Source organism: Pseudomonas sp. 8209, assembly GCF_028682105.1.
Taxonomy (GTDB): Bacteria; Pseudomonadota; Gammaproteobacteria; order Pseudomonadales; family Pseudomonadaceae; genus Aquipseudomonas; species Aquipseudomonas palmensis.
Map to the genome: position 1 here is coordinate 76,169 of NZ_JANIAH010000008.1, position 21,117 is coordinate 97,285.

The 21,117-nt window shown below is 58.7% G+C and carries 17 protein-coding genes and 1 other RNA gene; 17 read left to right on the forward strand and 1 reads right to left on the reverse strand.

The genetic code is table 11. The features are described 5' to 3' along the window. Positions 1–16: 16 nt before the first annotated feature. The 14 genes from NP552_RS18280 (at position 17) to NP552_RS18345 (ending at position 17,493) form a co-directional block, all read left to right on the forward strand. Entirely contained in the window at positions 17–1,684 is a 1,668-nt protein-coding gene (locus NP552_RS18280; protein ID WP_043863841.1) for a lactate permease LctP family transporter, read from the forward strand. A 68-nt stretch (positions 1,685–1,752) separates the two neighbouring features. Then, a complete protein-coding gene (gene lldD / locus NP552_RS18285) occupies positions 1,753–2,898 on the forward strand; it encodes an FMN-dependent L-lactate dehydrogenase LldD (RefSeq protein WP_274097000.1) in 1,146 nt (381 codons plus the stop codon). A 74-nt stretch (positions 2,899–2,972) separates the two neighbouring features. Next, a complete protein-coding gene (locus tag NP552_RS18290; RefSeq protein WP_274097001.1) occupies positions 2,973–5,783 on the forward strand; it encodes an FAD-binding and (Fe-S)-binding domain-containing protein in 2,811 nt (936 codons plus the stop codon). 147 nt (positions 5,784–5,930) lie between these two features. Then, positions 5,931–6,212 (forward strand): hypothetical protein, encoded by a 282-nt coding sequence (locus NP552_RS18295; protein WP_274097002.1) that lies wholly within the window; start codon positions 5,931–5,933, stop codon positions 6,210–6,212. Between the two features lie 101 nt (positions 6,213–6,313). Next, positions 6,314–6,705: a transfer-messenger RNA gene (gene ssrA / locus NP552_RS18300) on the forward strand. Between the two features lie 187 nt (positions 6,706–6,892). Then, positions 6,893–8,149: an integrase domain-containing protein gene (locus NP552_RS18305; RefSeq protein ID WP_274097003.1), complete on the forward strand. Its 1,257-nt coding sequence runs from the start codon at positions 6,893–6,895 to the stop codon at positions 8,147–8,149. A gap of 951 nt (positions 8,150–9,100) precedes the next feature. After that, complete coding sequence (locus NP552_RS18310; RefSeq protein ID WP_274097004.1) at positions 9,101–10,081, forward strand: integrase domain-containing protein; 981 nt, start codon at positions 9,101–9,103, stop codon at positions 10,079–10,081. Further along, the gene (locus tag NP552_RS18315; RefSeq protein WP_274097005.1) at positions 10,078–10,353 is read left to right on the forward strand and encodes a hypothetical protein; all 276 of its coding nucleotides are present in this window, start codon (positions 10,078–10,080) and stop codon (positions 10,351–10,353) included. Before NP552_RS18310 ends, NP552_RS18315 begins: the two co-directional genes overlap by 4 nt. 212 nt (positions 10,354–10,565) lie before the next feature. Beyond that, positions 10,566–11,453 (forward strand): sce7726 family protein, encoded by an 888-nt coding sequence (locus NP552_RS18320; protein ID WP_274097006.1) that lies wholly within the window; start codon positions 10,566–10,568, stop codon positions 11,451–11,453. After that, positions 11,414–12,340 (forward strand): sce7725 family protein, encoded by a 927-nt coding sequence (locus NP552_RS18325; protein ID WP_274097007.1) that lies wholly within the window; start codon positions 11,414–11,416, stop codon positions 12,338–12,340. The genes NP552_RS18320 and NP552_RS18325 overlap by 40 nt, the downstream gene beginning before the upstream one ends. 527 nt (positions 12,341–12,867) lie before the next feature. After that, positions 12,868–13,251: a nucleotide pyrophosphohydrolase gene (locus NP552_RS18330; RefSeq protein WP_274097008.1), complete on the forward strand. Its 384-nt coding sequence runs from the start codon at positions 12,868–12,870 to the stop codon at positions 13,249–13,251. A gap of 24 nt (positions 13,252–13,275) precedes the next feature. Then, positions 13,276–15,144, forward strand: a complete 1,869-nt coding sequence (locus tag NP552_RS18335) for a DUF2075 domain-containing protein (RefSeq protein WP_274097009.1) — start codon at positions 13,276–13,278, stop codon at positions 15,142–15,144. Between the two features lie 519 nt (positions 15,145–15,663). After that, positions 15,664–16,095 (forward strand): hypothetical protein, encoded by a 432-nt coding sequence (locus NP552_RS18340; protein ID WP_236177062.1) that lies wholly within the window; start codon positions 15,664–15,666, stop codon positions 16,093–16,095. 360 nt (positions 16,096–16,455) lie between these two features. Next, the gene (locus tag NP552_RS18345) at positions 16,456–17,493 is read left to right on the forward strand and encodes an ABC transporter substrate-binding protein (RefSeq protein ID WP_043863846.1); all 1,038 of its coding nucleotides are present in this window, start codon (positions 16,456–16,458) and stop codon (positions 17,491–17,493) included. Between the two features lie 63 nt (positions 17,494–17,556). Here NP552_RS18345 and NP552_RS18350 read toward each other — a convergent pair whose 3' ends face one another. Beyond that, positions 17,557–18,171 (reverse strand): helix-turn-helix domain-containing protein, encoded by a 615-nt coding sequence (locus tag NP552_RS18350; protein WP_054916367.1) that lies wholly within the window; start codon positions 18,169–18,171, stop codon positions 17,557–17,559. A gap of 181 nt (positions 18,172–18,352) precedes the next feature. On the opposite strand from NP552_RS18350, the gene NP552_RS18355 reads away from it, so the two are divergent. From NP552_RS18355 to NP552_RS18365, 3 genes are all read left to right on the forward strand, one after another. After that, entirely contained in the window at positions 18,353–19,489 is a 1,137-nt protein-coding gene (locus NP552_RS18355) for an NAD(P)/FAD-dependent oxidoreductase (protein WP_274097010.1), read from the forward strand. A gap of 28 nt (positions 19,490–19,517) precedes the next feature. Beyond that, a complete protein-coding gene (locus NP552_RS18360) occupies positions 19,518–19,898 on the forward strand; it encodes a RidA family protein (protein WP_058540570.1) in 381 nt (126 codons plus the stop codon). 96 nt (positions 19,899–19,994) lie between these two features. Further along, positions 19,995–21,050, forward strand: a complete 1,056-nt coding sequence (locus NP552_RS18365) for a YkvI family membrane protein (protein ID WP_043863850.1) — start codon at positions 19,995–19,997, stop codon at positions 21,048–21,050. The last annotated feature ends 67 nt before the right edge of the window (positions 21,051–21,117 follow it).

The window sequence follows — 21,117 nt, forward strand, 5'->3', positions numbered from 1 at the left end:
TTAGGGGCCACCCCATATGCAAACCTGGCAACAACTCTATAGCCCGCTTGGTAGTCTCGGCCTGTCCGCCCTGGCGGCAGTCATCCCTATCGTGTTCTTCTTCCTGGCGCTGGCCGTGTTCCGCCTCAAGGGTCATGTGGCAGGCAGCATCACGCTGGCGCTGTCGATCCTGGTCGCCATCTTCGCCTTCCAGATGCCCGCCGACATGGCCCTGGCTGCTGCCGGGTACGGTTTTGCCTATGGCCTGTGGCCCATCGCCTGGATCATCGTCGCGGCGGTGTTCCTGTACAAACTGACGGTCAAGAGCGGCCAGTTTGAAGTGATCCGCAGCTCGGTGCTGTCGATCACCGACGACCAGCGTCTGCAGGTTCTGCTGATCGGCTTCTGCTTCGGCGCCTTCCTGGAAGGCGCGGCAGGCTTCGGCGCACCCGTGGCCATTACCGCTGCACTGCTGGTGGGCCTGGGTTTCAACCCGCTGTACGCCGCCGGCCTGTGCCTGATCGCCAACACTGCCCCGGTGGCCTTCGGCGCCCTGGGTATCCCGATCATCGTGGCCGGCCAGGTCACCGGTATCGACGCCTTCAAGATCGGCGCCATGACCGGTCGTCAATTGCCGCTGCTGTCGCTGTTCGTGCCGTTCTGGCTGGTGTTCATGATGGACGGCCTGCGCGGCGTCAAGGAGACCTGGCCTGCAGCCCTGGTGGCCGGCCTGAGCTTCGCCGTCACCCAGTACTTCACCTCCAACTTCATCGGCCCGGAACTGCCGGACATTACCTCGGCACTGGCCAGCCTGATCTCCCTGACCCTGTTCCTCAAGGTCTGGCAGCCCAAGCGCTCGATGACCACCGCCACCGGCAGCGTCGGTGCAGCCGTGGTCAACGGTGGCGGCAGCCAGCCTTCGCCTTACAGCTTTGGCGAGATCTTCAAGGCCTGGTCGCCGTTCCTGATCCTCACCGTGCTGGTCACCATCTGGACCCTCAAGCCATTCAAAGCGGCCTTTGCCGCCGGTGGTTCGATGTACAGCTGGGTGTTCAACTTCGCCATCCCGCACCTTGACCAACTGGTGATCAAGACCGCGCCGATCGTCGCCGCCCCGACCGCCATGCCGGCGGTGTTCAAGCTCGACCCGATCTCGGCCACCGGTACCGCGATCTTCTTCTCCGCGCTGCTGTCGATGCTGGTGCTGAAGATCAACTTCAAGACTGGCCTGACCACGCTGAAGGAAACCTTCTTCGAACTGCGCTGGCCGATCCTGTCGATCGGCATGGTGCTGGCCTTTGCCTTCGTCACCAACTACTCGGGCATGTCGTCGACCATGGCCCTGGTACTGGCCGGCACCGGCGCAGCGTTCCCGTTCTTCTCGCCGTTCCTTGGCTGGCTGGGCGTGTTCCTGACCGGCTCGGACACTTCGTCCAACGCGCTGTTCAGCTCGCTGCAAGCCACCACCGCGCATCAGATCGGGGTCAACGACACCCTGCTAGTGGCCGCCAACACCAGCGGCGGCGTTACCGGCAAGATGATCTCGCCACAGTCCATCGCCGTGGCATGTGCGGCCACCGGGCTGGTTGGCAAAGAGTCGGACCTGTTCCGCTTCACCCTCAAGCACAGCTTGTTCTTCGCCACCATCGTCGGCCTGATCACCTTGATCCAGGCGTACTGGCTGACCGGCATGCTGGTTCACTAAAGTGAAAGAGGCCGGGCGCCCCAAGGGCGCCCGGCAGCTGCCCCTTTCAACCGACGCTGCGAGACACCATGATCATTTCAGCCTCTACCGACTACCGCGCCGCAGCCCAACGCAAGCTGCCGCCCTTCCTGTTCCACTACGCCGACGGCGGCGCCTACGCCGAGTACACCCTGCGCCACAACGTCGAAGACCTGGCCAGCATCGCCCTGCGCCAGCGCGTTCTGAAGAACATGTCCGAGCTCAGCCTCGAGACCCGCCTGTTCGATGAAACCCTGAGGATGCCCGTGGCCCTGGCACCGGTCGGCCTGACCGGCATGTACGCCCGGCGCGGCGAGGTGCAGGCGGCACGTGCCGCGGCGGCCAAGGGCATCCCCTTCACCCTGTCGACCGTGTCCGTGTGCCCGATCGAGGAAGTGGCCCCGGCCATCGACCGGCCCATGTGGTTCCAGCTCTATGTGCTCAAGGACCGCGGCTTCATGCGCAATGCCCTGGAGCGTGCCAAGGCCGCCGGCGTGACCACCCTGGTGTTCACCGTGGACATGCCCGTACCCGGCGCACGCTACCGTGACGCCCACTCCGGCATGAGCGGCCCGAACGCACCGCTGCGGCGCATGTGGCAGGCCATGACCCACCCCCAGTGGGCGCTGGATGTAGGCCTGCTGGGCAAGCCCCACGACCTTGGCAACATCTCCAAATACCGCGGCAGCCCCACCGGCCTGGCCGACTACATCGGCTGGCTGGGCGCCAACTTCGACCCGTCGATTTCCTGGAAGGACCTGGAATGGATCCGCGAGTTCTGGGATGGCCCGATGGTGATCAAGGGTATTCTCGACCCGGACGACGCGCGCGACGCCGTGAAGTTCGGTGCCGACGGCATCGTGGTGTCCAACCACGGCGGTCGCCAGCTCGACGGCGTGCTGTCCAGCGCCCGTGCCCTGCCGGCCATCGCCGATGCGGTCAAGGGCGACCTGAAGATCCTCGCCGATTCCGGTATCCGCAGCGGCCTGGACGTGGTGCGCATGATCGCCCTGGGCGCAGACACCGTACTGATCGGCCGTGCCTTCCTCTATGCCCTCGCCACCGCAGGCGAAGCGGGCGTGAAGAACCTGCTCGACCTGTTCGAAAAGGAAATGCGCGTGGCCATGGTGCTGACCGGCGCCAAGTCCATCAGCGAGATCACTCGCGATTCGCTGGTACGCGAATTCGGCGCCTGACCGCCTGCCCCATCACCGCCTGATTGTCCGGGGCACGCGGCGCGATAGACGCCGTGGCCCCGCGAGGAGTTTGCATGAGCCTGCCCACCGCGTTTCTCGACTCGGTTGAACGCCTGATCCCCCGTGAGCGCCGCTTCGACGACCCCACGTCTACCCTGGCCTTCGGTACCGACGCCAGCTTCTACCGGCTGATCCCCAAGCTGGTGGTGCGCGTGGAAAGCGAAGACGAAGTGGTGGGCCTGCTCCAGCTGGCCCAGCGCGACCGCGTGCCGGTGACCTTCCGCGCCGCCGGCACCAGCCTGTCGGGCCAGGCCATCAGCGACTCGGTGCTGATCGTGCTGGGCGACAACTGGAACGGTCGCGAGATTCGCGAGCAAGGCCGGCAGATCCGCCTGCAACCCGGCGTGATCGGCGCCCAGGCCAACGCCTGGCTGGCGCCGTTCGGACGCAAGATCGGCCCCGACCCCGCGTCCATCAACGCCTGCAAGATCGGCGGCATCGTTGCCAACAACGCCAGTGGCATGTGCTGCGGCACCGCCCAGAACACCTACCACACCCTGGCCGGCCTGCGCCTGGTGCTGGCCGACGGTACCCGCCTGGACAGCGAAGACCCGGCCAGCGTCGCGGCCTTCCAGAGCAGCCATGCCGACCTGCTCGAATCGCTCGCGCGCCTGGGCCGCGAGACCCGCGCCAACACCGAACTGGCTGCGAAAATCCGCCACAAGTACCGGCTCAAGAACACCACCGGCCTGTCGCTCAACGCCCTGGTCGACTACGACCAGCCACTGGACATCCTCAACCACCTGCTGGTGGGCTCCGAGGGCACCCTGGGCTTCATCAGCGCGGTTACCTACGACACTGTGATCGATCACCCGCACAAGGCGTCGGCGCTGATCGTGTTCCCGGACGTGGAAACCTGTTGCACCGCCGTCACCGTGCTGAAAAACCAGCCGGTATCGGCCGTGGAACTGCTCGACCGGCGCAGCCTGCGCTCGGTGCAGGACAAGCCCGGCATGCCGGCCTTCGTGCAGCAGCTGTCCGAGGGTGCGTGCGCCCTGCTGATCGAGTCCCGCGCTGCCACCCAGACACTGCTGCACGAGCAGCTGGGCCTGATCATGGCCTCGCTGGCGCAATTTCCGGTCGAGAAACAGGTCGACTTCACCGAAGACGCCAAGGAAAACGCCAAGCTCTGGGCCATCCGCAAGGACACCTTCCCGGCCGTCGGCGCCGTGCGCAAGACCGGCACCACGGTCATCATCGAAGACGTGACCTTCCCGGTCGAGCAACTGGCCATCGGCGTCAACCGCCTGATCGAGCTGTTCGAGCGGCACCACTATGACGAAGCCATCCTGTTCGGCCATGCGCTGGAGGGCAACCTGCACTTCGTGTTCACCCAGGGTTTCAACAGTGCCGAAGAGGTCGCCCGCTACCAGGCGTTCATGGACGACGTGGCACACCTGGTGGCGGTCGAATTCGGCGGTTCACTCAAGGCCGAGCATGGCACCGGGCGCAACATGGCGCCGTTCGTCGAACTGGAATGGGGCCACGATGCCTACCAGCTGATGTGGACGCTCAAGCGCCTGCTCGACCCCAACGGTATCCTCAACCCGGATGTGGTGCTCAGCGACGACCCGCAGATCCACCTTAAAAACCTCAAGCCGTTGCCGGCCGCCGACGAGATCGTCGACAAGTGCATCGAGTGCGGCTTCTGCGAACCGGTATGCCCGTCCAAGGGGCTGACCCTGAGCCCGCGCCAGCGCATCGTGATGTGGCGCGACATCCAGGCCAAGAAGCGCGCCGGGGTCGATACCACCGCGCTTGAGCGCGACTACCAGTACCAGGGCATCGACACCTGCGCCGCCACCGGCTTGTGCGCCCAGCGCTGCCCGGTAGGCATCAACACCGGCGAACTGGTGAAGAAACTGCGCGCCCAGGCTGCCAGCCACGTGAAGACAGCCGACTGGCTGGCGGAGCATTTCCACACCGCGCTAAGCGGCGCCCGCCTCACCCTGCGCGCAGCCAACGGTGCCCGCCGCCTGTTGGGCGCGCCACGGCTGGCCCGCATCAGCCAGTCGTTGAGCAAAGCCAGCAACGGCCGCCTGCCGCTCTGGACGCCGGCCATGCCGCAGCCCCTGCAGCCCATCCAGTTCAGCCCGGCGAGCAACGATGCGCGGCCCCGCGTGGTGTACCTGGCGGCCTGCGTATCGCGCGTCATGGGCCCGGCCGCTGGCGATCGCGAACAGACCTCGCTGCTGGACAAGACCCGCGGCCTGCTGGAAAAGGCCGGCTACCAGGTGGTGTTCCCCGAGAACCAGGACAGCCTGTGCTGCGGTCAGCCGTTCGCCTCCAAGGGCTATGCCGAACAGGCCGAACACAAGCGCCAGGAACTGATCGGCGCGCTGCTGCATGCCAGCCGCGGCGGGCTCGACCCGATCTACTGCGACACCAGCCCGTGCACCTTGCGCCTGGTGCAAGACCTCAAGGACTCGCGCCTGGACCTGTATGACCCGGTGCGCTTCATCCGCACCCACCTGGTGGACAAGCTGGAGTTCACCCCGCAGGACGCACCCATTGCCGTGCACGTGACCTGCAGCACCCAGCACCTGGGCGAAAGCCAGGCCCTGATCGACCTGGCGCGGCGTTGCAGCAAAGAGGTGGTGATACCCGAGGGCATCCACTGCTGTGGGTTCGCCGGCGACAAGGGCTTCACCACCCCCGAACTGAACGCACATTCACTGCGCAGCCTAAAGGACGCCGTGCAGTACTGCAGCGAAGGCATCTCCACCAGCCGCACCTGTGAAATCGGCTTGAGCGAGCATGGCGGCATCGACTATCACGGCCTGGTGTACCTGGTGGACCGGGTTACCAGAGCCAGGGCGCTGTGAGCCAAGGCGGCTCCTGCACACCGGCAGGAGCTGGCCTTGCCGGCGAACCGGCCATCTGCCACAACATCCGTCTGAACCCCTGGCATCGGCCGCAGTCCATGCAAATAGGCCCCTTATCCTGAGGCCTTCCCAGCCAAGGAGATTCACATGAAGCGTACTGCGATTACCGGACTGTTCCTCAGCGCCGCACTGCTAGCCTCGCCTGTGTTCGCGGCGGATAAAGACTTGTGTGCCAGCAACCTGCAGAAGATCGACGACCAGATGGCAACCATGGGCGCGACCTCCGAAGGGCTGGACGATGCGCTGAAGCAGCACGTGGCTGACGCCAAGGCCGCGCAGGCGGCGGGCAACGACAAGGATTGCATCACCATCAGCGCCAAGGTGCTGTCGCGCCTCGAGAAGACCGACAAGGGCGGCAACGGTCAGTAACCTCGGTGGGCGACCGGACCGGTAGTCGACGTCGCCCGACCGATGGCGTATACTCCGTCACATGCACCCGAAACGGTGCTAGCGCTAGAGCAGTAAAAAATGGGGCCGATTAGGATTCGACGCCGGTGATGAAACTCTAGGTGCATGCCGAGTTGGTAACAGAACTCGTAAATCCACTGTTGCAACTTTCTATAGTTGCCAATGACGAAAACTACGAGGGTTACGCTCTCGCTGCGTAAGCAGCCGAGCCCGCTCTCCTGGTAGCTTCGGCTCCAGCAATCACTAGGGGATGCCTGTAAACCCGAAGTGATTGTCATACAGAACAGGATCGTCGTGTAGCACGTTGGGGGCAAAGCGACTAAAACTTACCCAACTCGTCCAAAGCACCCTGCCCGTCGGGCGGCTGCGGATTAACTCAATAGACACGGCTAAGCATGTAGTACCGACAGCGGAGTACTGGCGGACGGGGGTTCAAATCCCCCCGGCTCCACCAAATGATCAAAAAAAGACGTCCACGGACGTCTTTTTTTGTGCCTGAACGCCAGTAAATACGCGGCCTCCAGCGCTTTTGCGGTCTTTTGAGAGTTTCTGAGTTCCAGCCATTCGGGTATTCCAGACGGTATTCCAGTCCATCCGGTGCTAATCTTTGGAATACCGAATCAGTGCCTGAGGACAATCTCATGCCTGCTCAAACTCTCCGCCTCTCAGATCGACAGCTCAAGGGAGTCAAACCCGCGTCCAAGGATTACGTCCTCACGGACGGTGACGGTTTGCAGCTCCGAGTACGCAGCAACGGCTCGTTGCTGTGGAATTTCAACTACCGCGAACCGGTGACCAAGAAGCGCATCAACATCGGCTTTGGGACCTACCCCAAACTGTCACTGGCGAACGCACGAAAGAAGGCAGTCGAAGCGCGCGAGCTGCTCGCGCAGGGCATTGATCCGAAGGTGCAGCGCGATACGCTGAATGAGGCCAAGCGCGCAGAAACGGAACATACCTTCGAGAACGTGGCCACCGCCTGGTTCGAGCTTAAGAAAGACTCGGTCACCCCGGCCTACGCCGAGGACATCTGGCGGTCGCTCACGCTGCATGTGCTCCCCGACTTGAAAACGACACCACTGGTGAAAATCATCGCGCCGATGGTGATCGGATTACTGCGCCCTATCGAAGCGAAAGGCAGCCTGGAGACGGTCAAGCGTCTTAGCCAGCGGCTAAACGAGATCATGACCTACGGCGTAAATTCCGGCTTGATCTTCGCCAACCCGCTCAGCGGTATCAGGGCAGTATTCAAGAAGCCCAAGAAAGAGAACATGGCCGCGCTTCCACCCGAAGAGCTCCCCGAGCTCATGCTGGAGATCGCGAATGCCAGCATCAAACGCACCACCCGCTGCCTGATCGAATGGCAGTTGCACACGATGACTCGCCCCGCCGAGGCGGCGACTACCCGCTGGGCGGACATCGACTTTGAACGGCGTGTCTGGACTATCCCACCGGAGCGGATGAAGAAGCGCTGTCCACACAGCATCCCGTTGAGTGATCACGCTGTCGCACTGCTGGAGTCACTGAGAACTCACAGCGGCCATCGCGAATACGTCTTCCCGGCAGACAGAAATCCACGTACCCACGCCAATAGCCAAACGGCCAACATGGCGTTGAAACGCATGGGCTTCCAGGATCGCTTGGTCAGCCACGGCATGCGCTCGATAGCCAGTACGATCTTGAATGAACATGGCTGGGGCCCGGAACTCATTGAGGTCGCACTGGCGCACGTCGATAAGGATGAGGTGCGTAGCGCCTACAACCGAGCCGACTACATCGAGCGCCGGCGCCCGATGATGGCCTGGTGGAGTGAGTACATCCAGAAAGCCGCCACCGGCAGCCTGCTCGCCTCAGCGTACGGCCAAGTCAGAGACAAGAACGTGGTGCCGATTCGCTAGCGCTGTACAGGCGCAAGAACTGCAGCAACAACTGAACGTTCAAGGTTCGGGGCAAGCAGCCTCGCTTATCCGCTTCTAAGCGCGGGTCCATCCAAACAGGGCTGCAAAGCCGCCCTGTTTGGATGGACCTTACTTTGAAGAGCTAAAAGCGACCACGTTGTCCAGGATTTACCACGGAATTCCACCGGTGGATAACCGTTCTTCAAGTCCAAATTGGCGCTGAATTTAGAACCTTGACCGGGTTTATCCACAGGCGTAGAACTGGCCGTGCAAGCGCTGTCGATGACAGCAACCCAGGTGGCCCGAACCTTGAAGGTCACGCCGCTCCCGCGGTGGTTCCCCCCATAAGGCGATTAGCGTCCGGCAGCTCGCCCGGTCACCTCCCCGGTGATGGATGCCTACTTCAGATCATGGCCCTCGTGCGCCAGACGACACTTCCTACTCCGCTGCCCTGTAGCAAACTATCCGCTTGGCCGAATCTTGCGCCAACCTGCGCCCGTCTCTTTCTTCTGGAAAGAGACGGGCGCTCATACCACTGCTGCAGCCCATATAGAACTTGGCTTTGCCGCAATCCTCCTCATGACAATCGGCGTGACAAACACCGAAGTCACCAACAACAGCGATGTAGATGATGGTGCCGCAGCCATGGATTGGACTGCACCTGGCTGACAGTCAGGCATGCCCCTGTCATCGCATCGCTGCCTTCACCCGACTCAGGATCTCGCGGCACTGGTTTCGTCAGCCAACGCAGCCTCCACCCGCCCACCGGTTTCGGTGTTCAGGAGGCCAGATCATGAGATGCCCATGCTCCCGGTCGTAAGGAGCCGTCAGTCCCGCGTTAGTGGACACCCCCACAGGCCGCAGGGGCCTTGATCCCTGATAACACTCAACATTCTTGGCGGGATGACGTGGGGAACATTTTCAAGGTTTAGCTTGGAGAGGAGTTTGATCATGGCACTCGTGGGGAGACGGGATGGGCGCAATTTTGGCTGGGGCCGGCAACTGAGCTATGCCGGGCCACAGGCAATACGCGATATGTTTGGCGGCGGGCATTACGGCACGGTCAAGGCACACTGTGATCGGTGGCAGGCATTCGTGAAGTGGTGCCACTCCGAACAGGGACCCGGTATCAATGATGCACGGCAGATTGATCGGAAGGTACTGGTCGACTATACGGCGTATCTGCGCGACGCGGTTTGGCGCGGTGACCTCGCCATCAGCACTGCACAAAACCGGCTATCCAGCGTTAACAGGACCATGGCGGCGCTTCGCGGTGATCAGTGCGTGAAATTGCCAAGCCCGAGCAAGGCGCTGGCAATGCAGCGCAACGGAGTTCGCCAGTCGATGCCACAAGGCCAGGACCGCGAACAAGTTAAGCAGATCGTCGATGCACTTTGCAGTCGTGATCAGAGACGGGCAGCAGCGATCGTTGTGTTGGCGCGAGCCACCGGCATGCGCTTGCGTGAGGCTATTTTGGCTGATCTGCCACGGCTAATCCGAGAGGCTAAAGACCTAGGCAGGATTAATATTCAGGATGGAACCAAAGGCGGCCGCGCCGGGGCCTCGGCGCCACGTTGGATAGCAGTGGACGACCATATTCGTGGCGCACTTGGATTCGCATGGCAGGCGTCACCTGTAGGTAGCCGCAACCTGATTGCGCCACACGAAAGCTACCTAAGTTTTCTGCAAAAGATCATCCGCCCTGCGCGGGACATCTTGCATGCACAGAACCTCAAAGGCTTCCATGAACTACGAGCGGCGTATGCATGTGAGCGTTATGAGCAAATCACTCAACACCGCGCGCCGATCAGCGGCGGCCAATGTTGCGTGGCAGACAGGAGCCTTGATCGTGAAGCTCGAAGGCAAATCAGCTATGAGCTGGGGCACGACCGGATCGACGTAGTCGCTGCCTACATTGGAGGAAGGACATGAGCAAGCCATTCGATATGGAGTTGTTCTTGGCTGGCGTACTGACCGGCTCACACGCAACGCAGCAACGTCATTTACGCCAAGCGAAGCTCATTCAGAGTGAAATTGCAGAGCGTTGGCAGCGAGAAACCCCATGGGCTTGGCAGAGGAAGCATGTGACATGGCTTCTCGAACATCGCATGAGCCAGCGCAGTGAGGCGACGCGGTACTACTATCTGCTAACGGCCAGGCTGCTCGCACGGCGCCTAGAAAAGCCATGGCTTTTCAGTCTCTGAGTGAGAGCGACAGCTTTCGATCCACCAGCCGCTCGTGAAGGGCATCTGACACTCAGGATCTACCGTTAAACTATAGCCCCTAGCCACCAGCAGCTTGGGTTTGTGCGGAGCCAGGGCATACGCGAGCGTGGTAATGTGCGCCAACCGCAAGCTTCTCTAAATTGGTTTTTGATTTTTTTACTCATAATGAAATCGTTGATCGGATATAAAACATGTTGAATTTCAACGAGATAGCTAAAATTTTTTCCAGCAGCAACATCAATTCCGTTTCGGGGGGCGATCTGTCCCTTGTCACGAGAGTGGCTAAATGCTATCAAGACAGCTTTGATGACACCTTTACTGTTGCTAGCGTATTTGAATTTTGTTATCACCTACTGTGCAGGGAATATCGCAATGAATACTATTATAAAAATTCTATTGCAAAGAAAATTCTCCTCGGAAGACATTCAATAAACAGTTCGACTATGCTCACTGAATTCAGAGTAGGTGCAAACAAAGCAGACTGCGTGATCGTCAATGGCATATCAACATGTTATGAGATAAAAACCGATTACGACAACCTAACCCGGCTAAAACCTCAAATCGACTCTTACCTGAAGATATTCGACAAAGTTAACGTAGTTGTCTCTAAGAAAAATCTAACCTCAGTACTGCACACAGCACCTGAAGAAGTAGGGGTCATATTACTAAACAAGAGCGGCACTTTTCGAGAGATGAGATCTGCGCAACTTACAGGTGCACAGATTGATGTTCGGGTCTTAATGAGATCTCTTAGACGTGAGGAATACGTGGGGCTTACCGAATCGTTGTTTGGCTCGGCACCCAATGTGAGCAATACCGAGATCTTTCGTGAGTGTGAGCGCTTACTGACATCTGCCGCCAACGAGAAGATTCGTACTGAGTTTAGAAAAATCATTCGTCAAACCAGAGCTTTGGACAAGGACTTCATACTGTCTTTACCTACATCCTTAATAGCGGCCGGAGTCGAATTTGGATCAACCCGCAAGGCCCGAGCTGGGCTTGTGGAAAACATGAACTCAATCTTAAGTAAGGAAACTTTATGTACTGCCCAATCCTTAAAGGCAAACAGTTTGAACTAACTGCACTCAGGGAACTCGTTGGACATATACCCTCCAGCAATGTATGCCCCATTTTAGAACCTGTAAATTTAAACCTTGCCCCCCTAGCGACTACCATCTCCGAATTGACAGCAGCTGGCATCAGCTCGTGGGTAGTAATTAATCCTTCGCAAAGTGAATTCGCAAGTTCTGCGTCAAACATTTTTGCTTCTCTGAGAACCCACCTTGCAACTATTGGGACTGGCCAAGGTTCATTTGTCCCATGTATAAAAATACGTGATGCGTCTGATGCGCCTGCCATCGCACTATTAAAAAGCTTTACCATACCTTTTGTCGCTTATGTTGAAGGTATTGTTACACCTGGCCTCGTTGTGGATCTAATGAGAGCATCTGCTGTGGCACTCAATCCAGACAAAACGAATGTTTCGGTATGGGGAACTCTTCCAAGAGCCGTCCTCTTTCATGATGGCTTTGACAAAAAAACCAGAAATTTAGATTACGGCACAGAATCGTATTACTCAGACTTTCACAATGGGTATAAAGCGTTCCCAAATGCTATCGGATTCGGCGATTATACGATTCTCAGCGAACGCCTCGTAGAAGGTGGCGGCCCAGCATTTGTCGTTACCCTGCACATATCCTACCTTGATCCCTCACGGTCAACTCAAATGTATGTGCGCCATTTCTCCTCCTACTCTGACAATGACAGCCAAAGTGACCCCGGTGGTAAATTTCGCGAAGCTCTAGATTTGCTTATTTCCCATGTATCAACGAACCCAGGAAACTTTGTCAACACTGCAGGCCTGCAAGAATTTATAACTCTTCATGGCACTCGACACTACCCTGGACTTGGCATAGTTAAAAAAGCATCAATCAAGCATCATATTCAGACGCTATCCATATGGTAATTCATTCCGCATGTCTTATCGGTCCAACTTTCATCCCCTCACAGGGAGTTGTTCGTGAAATCGTTCGAGAGTAATAAAATCGTTTCATCCAAAATATAAATTGCTCGCAAACTTGCGATCAGAGCTTGAACTCTCGCCCAACATCAACTTCATCTATTTCATATAGTCGTGCGGGCTTCTAATATTTAACGAAGCCCTGCACAACTCAATCTATTTTAGCTGGCAGCGCTCAGTACGATTACGTGAGAAGTCTCCATCTATGCGCTCTGAACAACGACCAATGTCCGTCATTTTTTCATAAGCCCCCTCTTCTTGCAAACCTTAGAGGCGGCGGTTTTCAACCCACTGGGCACCTCTAGAAGCTCCCGCCTTTCTGCGCTTGTAGCCCCCACTGCAAGCAATTCTTACCAGCAGATAACATGTGAGAAAAATACAAAAAACTCTGCGAGAGCAGAAAAAACTCTTACAATCCAGGATCTGTTTTCCTACACATTTTTTGCCCCCACTGATACACAAGAGATAGCCCCGTGAGTGACTCAGACAGCTCATCCGTGCCACTGGTTGACGTAGTGAAGCTTGCCGCATCCCTTCAGCGTTTCGCAGATGATCGCGACTGGCAGCAGTTCCACTCCCCAAAAAATCTCATCTTGGCGCTCACTGGCGAGGTAGGAGAGCTGTGCGAGATTTTCCAATGGATGAGCGATGCCGATTCGCTCTCCGTAGCTAAAGATCCCGAAATCGGCCTCGCCGTAAAAGACGAATTGGCGGACGTACTGATGTATCTGGTTCGCCTGAGCAGCGTGCTCGGCATCGACCTCAACGAGGCGGTGACACGGAAACTCGCCTCGAACGGCCAGAAATACCCCGTGGATAAAGCCAAAAGCAGCAGCAAAAAGTACGACCGACTCTGATCAACCCGAATCTAAGGACAACCCGTGATCGTTTACGCTGCGACCAAACAGCAATTTCTAAAAGACAACGATAACGATGACATCGAGGACGTGATCCTCAGGCATTTCAAGGAAGCCACCGGCAAGAACGTTGGCAAGTCGGAAATCAGGTCGTGGCAAGGATCTCTAACGTATATGGCAAAGGTCCTTAGGGATGAAGGCCTGCCGAGCGACGCGGGCCTAGCCATTGAGCTGCACATTCCGCAGTCGTCGAAGCGAATCGATTTTCTGCTCACCGGTCGCGACGAAAATCAGGCAAAAAAAGCCGTCTTGATCGAATTGAAGCAATGGAGCAAGGCCAGCGCCACTACCAAGGATGCCATCGTCAAAACGGCATTGGGTGGCGGCCTCGTTGAGACCATTCACCCGTCCTATCAAGTATGGTCATACGCCGCGCTGCTGGAGGGTTTCAACGAGGCGGTGTATGACAAAAGCATCGAGATCCGTCCGTGTGCCTACCTTCATAACTACGTCAGCGACGGCATCATCGACTCAGCCCACTACGAGCCCCACATCAGCAAAGCCCCACTGTTCCTGAAAGGGCCGGATGAGCTCACCAAACTCAGAAGCTTCCTGAAAAAGCATATTGTTCACGGCGACAACAAAGAGGTTCTCTACGAACTGTCCGATGGGAAAATCCGTCCGTCCAAAGCGCTAGCCGAAGCCCTCGAAGGGCTGATGACAGGCAAGCCAGAGTTCGTATTGATTGACGATCAAAAAGCAATTTTTGAATCAGCGCTTGCGGCAGCAAGCGAAGCCTCGGACCAGGCACCAAAGGTGCTGATCATTGAAGGGGGGCCGGGCACCGGGAAAACTGTTCTGGCTATCAATTTACTGGTGAGGCTCACAGAATTGAGGCTGTTAAGCAAATATGTCTCGAAGAATGCCGCCCCACGCAAGGTCTACGAAAGCAAACTGGTTGGCACCATAAAACGCAGCCATTTCTCGAATTTCTTTTCAGGCTCTGGGGCGTTCATCGACACTGAGCCCAACACATTCGATGCGCTTATCGTGGACGAAGCTCACCGGCTGAATGAGAAAAGCGGGCTTTATGGGAACCTTGGCGAAAACCAGATCAAGGAGCTGATTGAATCAGCGAAATGCTCAATTTTCTTCATCGATGAAGACCAACGTGTGACCCTGAGCGACATAGGCAGCAAGCAGGCGATACGCGCCTTTGCCAAAACCAAGGGGGCTGTGATCGAAGAATATGTGCTGTCTTCACAGTTTCGCTGCAGTGGTTCTGACGGTTACATGGCATGGCTGGATGACGTCCTTGGCATTCGCTCGACAGCAAATCCGACGCTCGACACCTCTGAGTACGAGTTCAAGGTGTTCGACTCGCCTCAGACGCTGCATGACGCCATTGACGAGAAAAACCATGGAAACAAGGCTCGTGTGGTCGCGGGCTATTGCTGGCCTTGGTTGAGCAAGAAAGATCCCACCGCTGCTGATATCGTCATTGGTGACTACAAACGCCAATGGAACCTGGACCAGGATGGCAGCCTATGGATCATCGCTGAGAACTCCATCGAGCAGGTTGGCTGCATTCATACCTGCCAAGGTTTGGAAGTCGATTACATCGGGGTGATCATCGGGCCAGACCTAGTCGTACGTGACGGCAAGGTAGTGACATCCCCGGATGAGCGCGACAAGCGCGATAAATCGATTCGCGGCTGGAAAAAAATGATGAAAGAGCAACCTACCCTCGCGAAAAATGAAACAGACGTGATCATCAAAAATACATACCGAACCCTGATGACACGCGGGATGAAGGGTTGCTACCTGTACTGCACCGACAAAGAGACTGCGCAATATTTCGAGAGTCGGCTTAACCAGCACAGCAATCATTGACGCTATCGTTTGCTAGGAGCCACTGTACGTGCGACGAGTGGGGACATCGTACGCGCAGGGGCATCAATCAACAGCGCGACCATTTGCTTGATAGATTCGATCCCGATTCGTTTATGGGACGGAGCTCAAAAAGCACCGTCCATCGGAATCCAGACCACGCAGCGTTCCAACTGGTATTCCAAGCAAGTTGACAAATAAATTATTAACCAGAAAAAACAGATAGATACCGATTTGTTTCAAATTACCCCGGCCACCACACAAAGAAAAGACGTCCTCGGACGTCTTTTTTTTTGCCTGAAATTCCGCAATACGGAATCTCAGGGCCGCTGGGGCTTTCTGAGTTTTGAGCTCCCACGCAGGCTGGGAAGATGGGGAGACCAAAGTCAATCAGCACCACCCACTCTGATGGAACTGTGTCCAATCCGCCGATGATGGCACAAAAACATCACGCCCCCCTGTAGAATCCGCCGCGGCTCGGCCCGGAGGGGGCCGAGCGCGATTGGTACCAAAGGAATCCAGATGTTCGCTCTTCGCAATTTGACGGCAGCCATGCTCATGGTATTGAGCACAGGCTGCGCAACCGGCCTCAATTCGGTCCAACAATCGGAACTCGCAAGTTACAAGGCAAGTAACCTCGCGGTTCAGGAGAAGAGCCCTGGCGTGGGAGCCGCACTTGGCCTCCTGCCTGGCGGGGGTTCCTTTTATGGACGCTCCTACGGGTTTGGCGTGGTCAACCTTTTGCTCTGGCCTATCTCGATCTTATGGGACCCTGTCAGCGGGTATGACGCTGCAGAATCGATCAACTATCAAGCCACTAAAGCGCACGTGTCCAACTTGAAAAGAACCGAGATGGACAATCTCGACTCAAGGCTGGCCACGGATGAAATCGACCTGAAGCAGTACACGCTTGAAAGACGCAAGGTTGATGAGAAGTACGCACACAGCCTCTGATCACGATCCCAGAAAGCCCGCCAAGCGCGGGCTTTTTCATGCCTGTATGACATCGCATGGCAAAAATCGTCAGCACATCCGGGAGTGACAATTGAACCCCCTCATCCATTCATAGTTTAGTAAACCCCAATCCAAGAATCGAAAAAGTCAGCTTTTACCCTCCTTACCCCCATGAAACCTTAGGGCACCACAAAACCACCTTAGGAGAACACTGCGCTGCGTGGCGAGCCTTGCTGTTGGCTGTGCGGTTTGCCCTGCAGCGCTGGAACGAGAACCGGATGTCTCTCGTCTGGGAGGACCGACTGATCCCGGTGTCTCGAGTGATGTGCAATCACCCTTGAACAGTAGGAGATAACAATAATGATCAAAGCTCTGAAATTCGCAGCACTCGCAACGGGGATAGTCACTGCCAGTCACGGCCTCGCGGCCGACCTCACCATCGTCTCCTTCGGTGGCGCCAACAAGGAGGCCCAGGTAAAGGCCTTCTACAAGCCCTGGCAACAAGCCCGGGGCAGCAAGATCATTTCCGGCGAGTACAACGGCGAAATGGCCAAGGTCAAGGCCATGGTCGATACCCGCAGCGTGTCCTGGGATGCCGTGGAGGTGGAGTCCGCCGAGCTTGCCCGGGGCTGTGAAGAGGGCATGTTCGAGACGCTGGACCCAGCTCAGATCGGCCTCGATACCAAGCATTTCGTTCCCGGCGCCATCCAGCCCTGCGGCATAGGGTTCCTGGTGTACTCGACGGTGCTGGCCTACAACACCAGCAAGCTGAAACAAGCCCCCACCGGCTGGAAGGATTTCTGGGATGTGGAGAAATTCCCGGGCAAGCGCGGCCTGCGCAAGCTGGCCAAATCGACTCTGGAGTTCGCCCTGATCGCCGACGGGGTAGCGCACGCTGACGTCTACACGCTGCTGGCCACCAAGGCAGGCCAGGACCGCGCCTTCGCCAAGCTGGATGAGATCAAGCCGCATATCCAGTGGTGGGAAGCCGGTGCCCAGCCACCTCAGTATCTCGCCGCGGGGGATGTGGTGATGAGCTCGGTGTACAACGGCCGCCTCTCGGCCAAGCAGAAGAAAAAGTACGACCTGGACATCGTCTGGTCCGGCGGCCTCTACGAGTTCGATTCCTGGGCTATCCCGCGGGGCGCTTCACGCCAGGAGAAAACCCGCGAGTTCATTGCCTTCACGCTCGACCCCGCGCAACAGAAAAGCTTCGCCGAACATATCGACTACGGCGCCGCCAACCTGCAGGCCATGCAACTGCTCGACAAGGACCGCATCGCCGAACTGCCCACCGCGCCAGCGAACCTTTCCCAGCAGGTGCCGGTAGACCCGCTGTTCTGGGCCGACCATGGCGAACAACTGGAGCAACGCTTCAACGCCTGGGCGTCGCGCTAACCCCCTGAACGGCCAGCCATGGGGCACTCACCCCATGGCTTTCGGAATCTGCCGAGCACAAGGTCAGACCTCCGTCATCACCACCATCACCTCGGCGTCACTCCCCGCCTCGCCCTCAGCCAGGTAGATGTGCCCGATCGCGCTGTTGAAATACACCGTCTCCCGGCAACCAACGCTGACGGATTCACCCGTTTCGAACTGAATGCGCACACGGCCCGAAAGCACCACGGCAAACTCCTGCCCGGGGTGGCGAATGTAGTCTTCGAACTGGCTCATCTCACGCGCGCAGATGCGGGCATACATCGGCGTCATGTTGCGCCCGGGAAAATCCCCCGCCATCGGGTGGTACTCGTAGTTGCCCGTGCTGTAACCCGCCGCCGTATCGATGGCCGTGCTCACCACCGTGGGCTGTACCGCACCCACGCTCACCTTGGCCGGGCTGAACAGCTGGGCGATGTCCACACCCAATGCCCGCGCTGCCGCCGCCAGCTTCTCGTAACTCACCGATACCTGCGCCAGCTCCATCTTCGACAGGGTCGACAGCGCTACGCCTGAACGCTCGGACAATTGCTTGAGCGTGAGCTTCTGGTTCTTGCGTATGACACGAAGACGGGCACCCACCTGGGCGCGATCTATCAAGGGGTGGGCCGGGGAACGCGAGACTGGATCGGAGCTCATGCAAACTTCTCTGCCATACGGAAACGATGCCTTGGGCCAAGCCGGGCAAGGGCCAAAAATAATACCTCAAGGTAATAGGTTGACTGGAAAATTCTCATATCTTACATTTCTCGTATCTGAGAATTACAAGAACAGCGGCGAAGACATTGCTTCTCCCACTCGGAACAGGAGGCACCTCGGTATGCACGAGAGCGAATGTTTCGATTTCGCCATCATTGGCGGCGGTATTGCGGGGGCCTCCCTGGCCTATCGCCTGGCTGGGCAAGCCAGGGTCGTGGTGCTCGAGCGCGAGAGCCAGCCGGGCTATCACGCCACCGGTCGTTCCGCAGCCATGTTCATGGAAAGTTACGGCACACCGCAGATCCAGGCCTTGACCCGCGCCAGCCGCACTTTCTATGAGCAACCGCCCGCTGATTTCACCGAGCATGCGCTGCTGGAGCCTCGCGGTTGCCTGTATGTCGCAGGCCAGGGGCAACAGCCTCTGCTGGAACAGACCTTCGCTGCCGGTGCAGCACAGGCTGGCAATGTGTCGTTGATCGATACCGAGCATGCGCTCGCGTTGGTGCCGTGCCTGAACCCGGAGGCAATGGTTGGCGCGATGCTCGAAACCGATGCCCGCGATCTGGACGTGCATGCGCTGCACCAGGGCTTCTTGCGCGCCGCGCGCCGTGCCGGTGGTGTGCTGCAATGCGATGCGCAACTGAGCGTCGCCAGTAGTGAAGGCGGTCACTGGCACCTGACCCTGGCCGACGGTCGCCAGTTGCGCGCGCGCACGCTGGTGAATGCCGCAGGCGCCTGGGCTGATGAGGTTGCGCAGCAGTGCGGCGTGAAGCCCATCGGCTTGCAGCCGTGCCGACGCACAGCCTTTACCTTCGACGGCCCCCATGGCATGGATTTCTCGCGCTGGCCCACGGTGATCGGCATCGACGAAAGCTTCTACTTCAAGCCCGATGCCGGCCAGTTGCTGGGCTCCCCGGCCAACGCCGACCCCGTGCCGCCCCATGACGTGATGCCCGAAGAGCTGGACATCGCCACCGGCATCTACCACATCGAGGCCGCCACCTCCCTGACCATCCGCCGCCCGCGTCACAGTTGGGCCGGCCTGCGCTCGTTCGTCGCCGATGGCGACCTGGTGGTCGGCTGGGACAATCACCGCGAAGGCTTCTTCTGGCTCGCGGCACAGGGCGGCTATGGCATCCAGTCTGCGGCCGGCGTGTCGCAACTGGCCTGCGCCCAGTTGCTCGATCAGCCGCTGCCCCAAGCACTGCTTCATCAAGGTGTCGAGCCACAGCGCCTGGCACCTGCCCGCTTGCGTTAATCACTCATCACCCACGAGGTTCAATGCCATGTCCGAACAACTGCAGCGTTACCCCAGCCATCTGCCCTACCCGTTCTCCAAGGCCATCCGTGTCGGCGATTTCCTGTTTCTCTCGGGGCAGGTACCAATGGACCCACAGGGCAACGTGGTGCTCGGGGATATCCGCGAGCAAACCGAGGCGGTCATGAGCCGTATCGGCGAAACCCTGACCGAGTGCGGTGTGGGGTTCGATCAGGTGGTCAAGGCCACGGTCTGGCTGACCGACATGCAACATTTCGCCGGTTTCAACGAGGTGTACAAGCGCTACTTCGACAATGGTTTTCCGGTGCGCTCCACGGTCGGCGGCAGCCAGCTGGCACTGGGGGTCGACGTAGAGATCGAAGTCCAGGCCTGGGTCGGCGCCCGCTAGCACACCCTTGCCGCCTGCCACTGCGATGCCCCGGCATGGCCACGGAAAGTGGCCCGCCCCATAAGCCCTAACAACAATAATTCGAGGGAAATCGTCATGAAAGAGAGCCTGAAAATAGCCGGCGCGTTCGTCGGTGTGATTGTCGGCGCCGGGTTCGCTTCCGGTCGGGAACTGCTGCTGATGTTCGTCGATTTCGGCGTATGGGGATTGCTCGGGGCAGTGGTCAGCGCCTCACTGTTCATCTTTCTCGGCATGGCATTGGCAGGCATGGGCAGCCGCCTGCGGGCCAGCTCCCATAAAGACGTCGTGAACGCCCTGTGCGGGCGCTACCTGGGCGCCTTCGTCGACCTGATGATCACCTTTTTCATGTTTGCGGTGACCGTGGTCATGCTGGCCGGTGGCGGTGCCCTGCTGGAGCAGCAGTTCGGCATCCCTGCCCTGTTCGGCAGCCTGGCGGTGACCGTGATCGTGGTCGCCATCGTGTGCCTGGATGTGCAGAAGGTGATTGGCATGATCGGCGCCGCCACCCCGCTGTTGATTCTCACGGCAGTAGCGGTGGCCCTGTATGGTGTGGCCACCCGAGGCCTGAGTTTCGGCGAGCTCGATCAACTGGCCAGCCAGCAGGACGCCGGCGCCAGCCATTGGCTGCTGGGGGCACTGTTGTACGTGTCCTACAACATCGTGGCCGGGGTGCCCTTTCTGTCGATCATGGGCGGCACCGCAAAGACCGAGAAGCACGCCATCTGGGGTGGCATCTTCGGCGGCGCGTTGCTGGGGGTGCTGATGCTGGTGATGAGCCTGGGGCTGTTGTCGCGCCTGGACAGCGTGGCGGACCTGCCCATGCCCATGTTGTCCATCGCCACCGAGATTTCACCGGTGCTTGGCCTGGTGATGGCCGTGGTCATTTTCCTGATGATCCTCAACACCGCCGTTGGCACCCTGTACTCCTTTTCGGCGCGATTGCTGCCAGCGGGCACCCGCACGTTCCGCATCGGCTCGGCGGCCGCCGGCGCCCTGGCGTTCGTTGGCAGCCTGGTCGGGTTCGTCAGCCTGGTGGGGCAGGTCTACCCGCTGTTCGGCTACCTGGGCTTCCTGCTGATTGGCGCGGTCGTGCTTGGCTGGCTACGCGTCGGCCGCCTGGCCCAGGCTTGAGCAATCGACAGTGACGCGCTGATCGGGCGCGTCACAAATTGCATCGAACCGGCCCTCTCGAAATCGA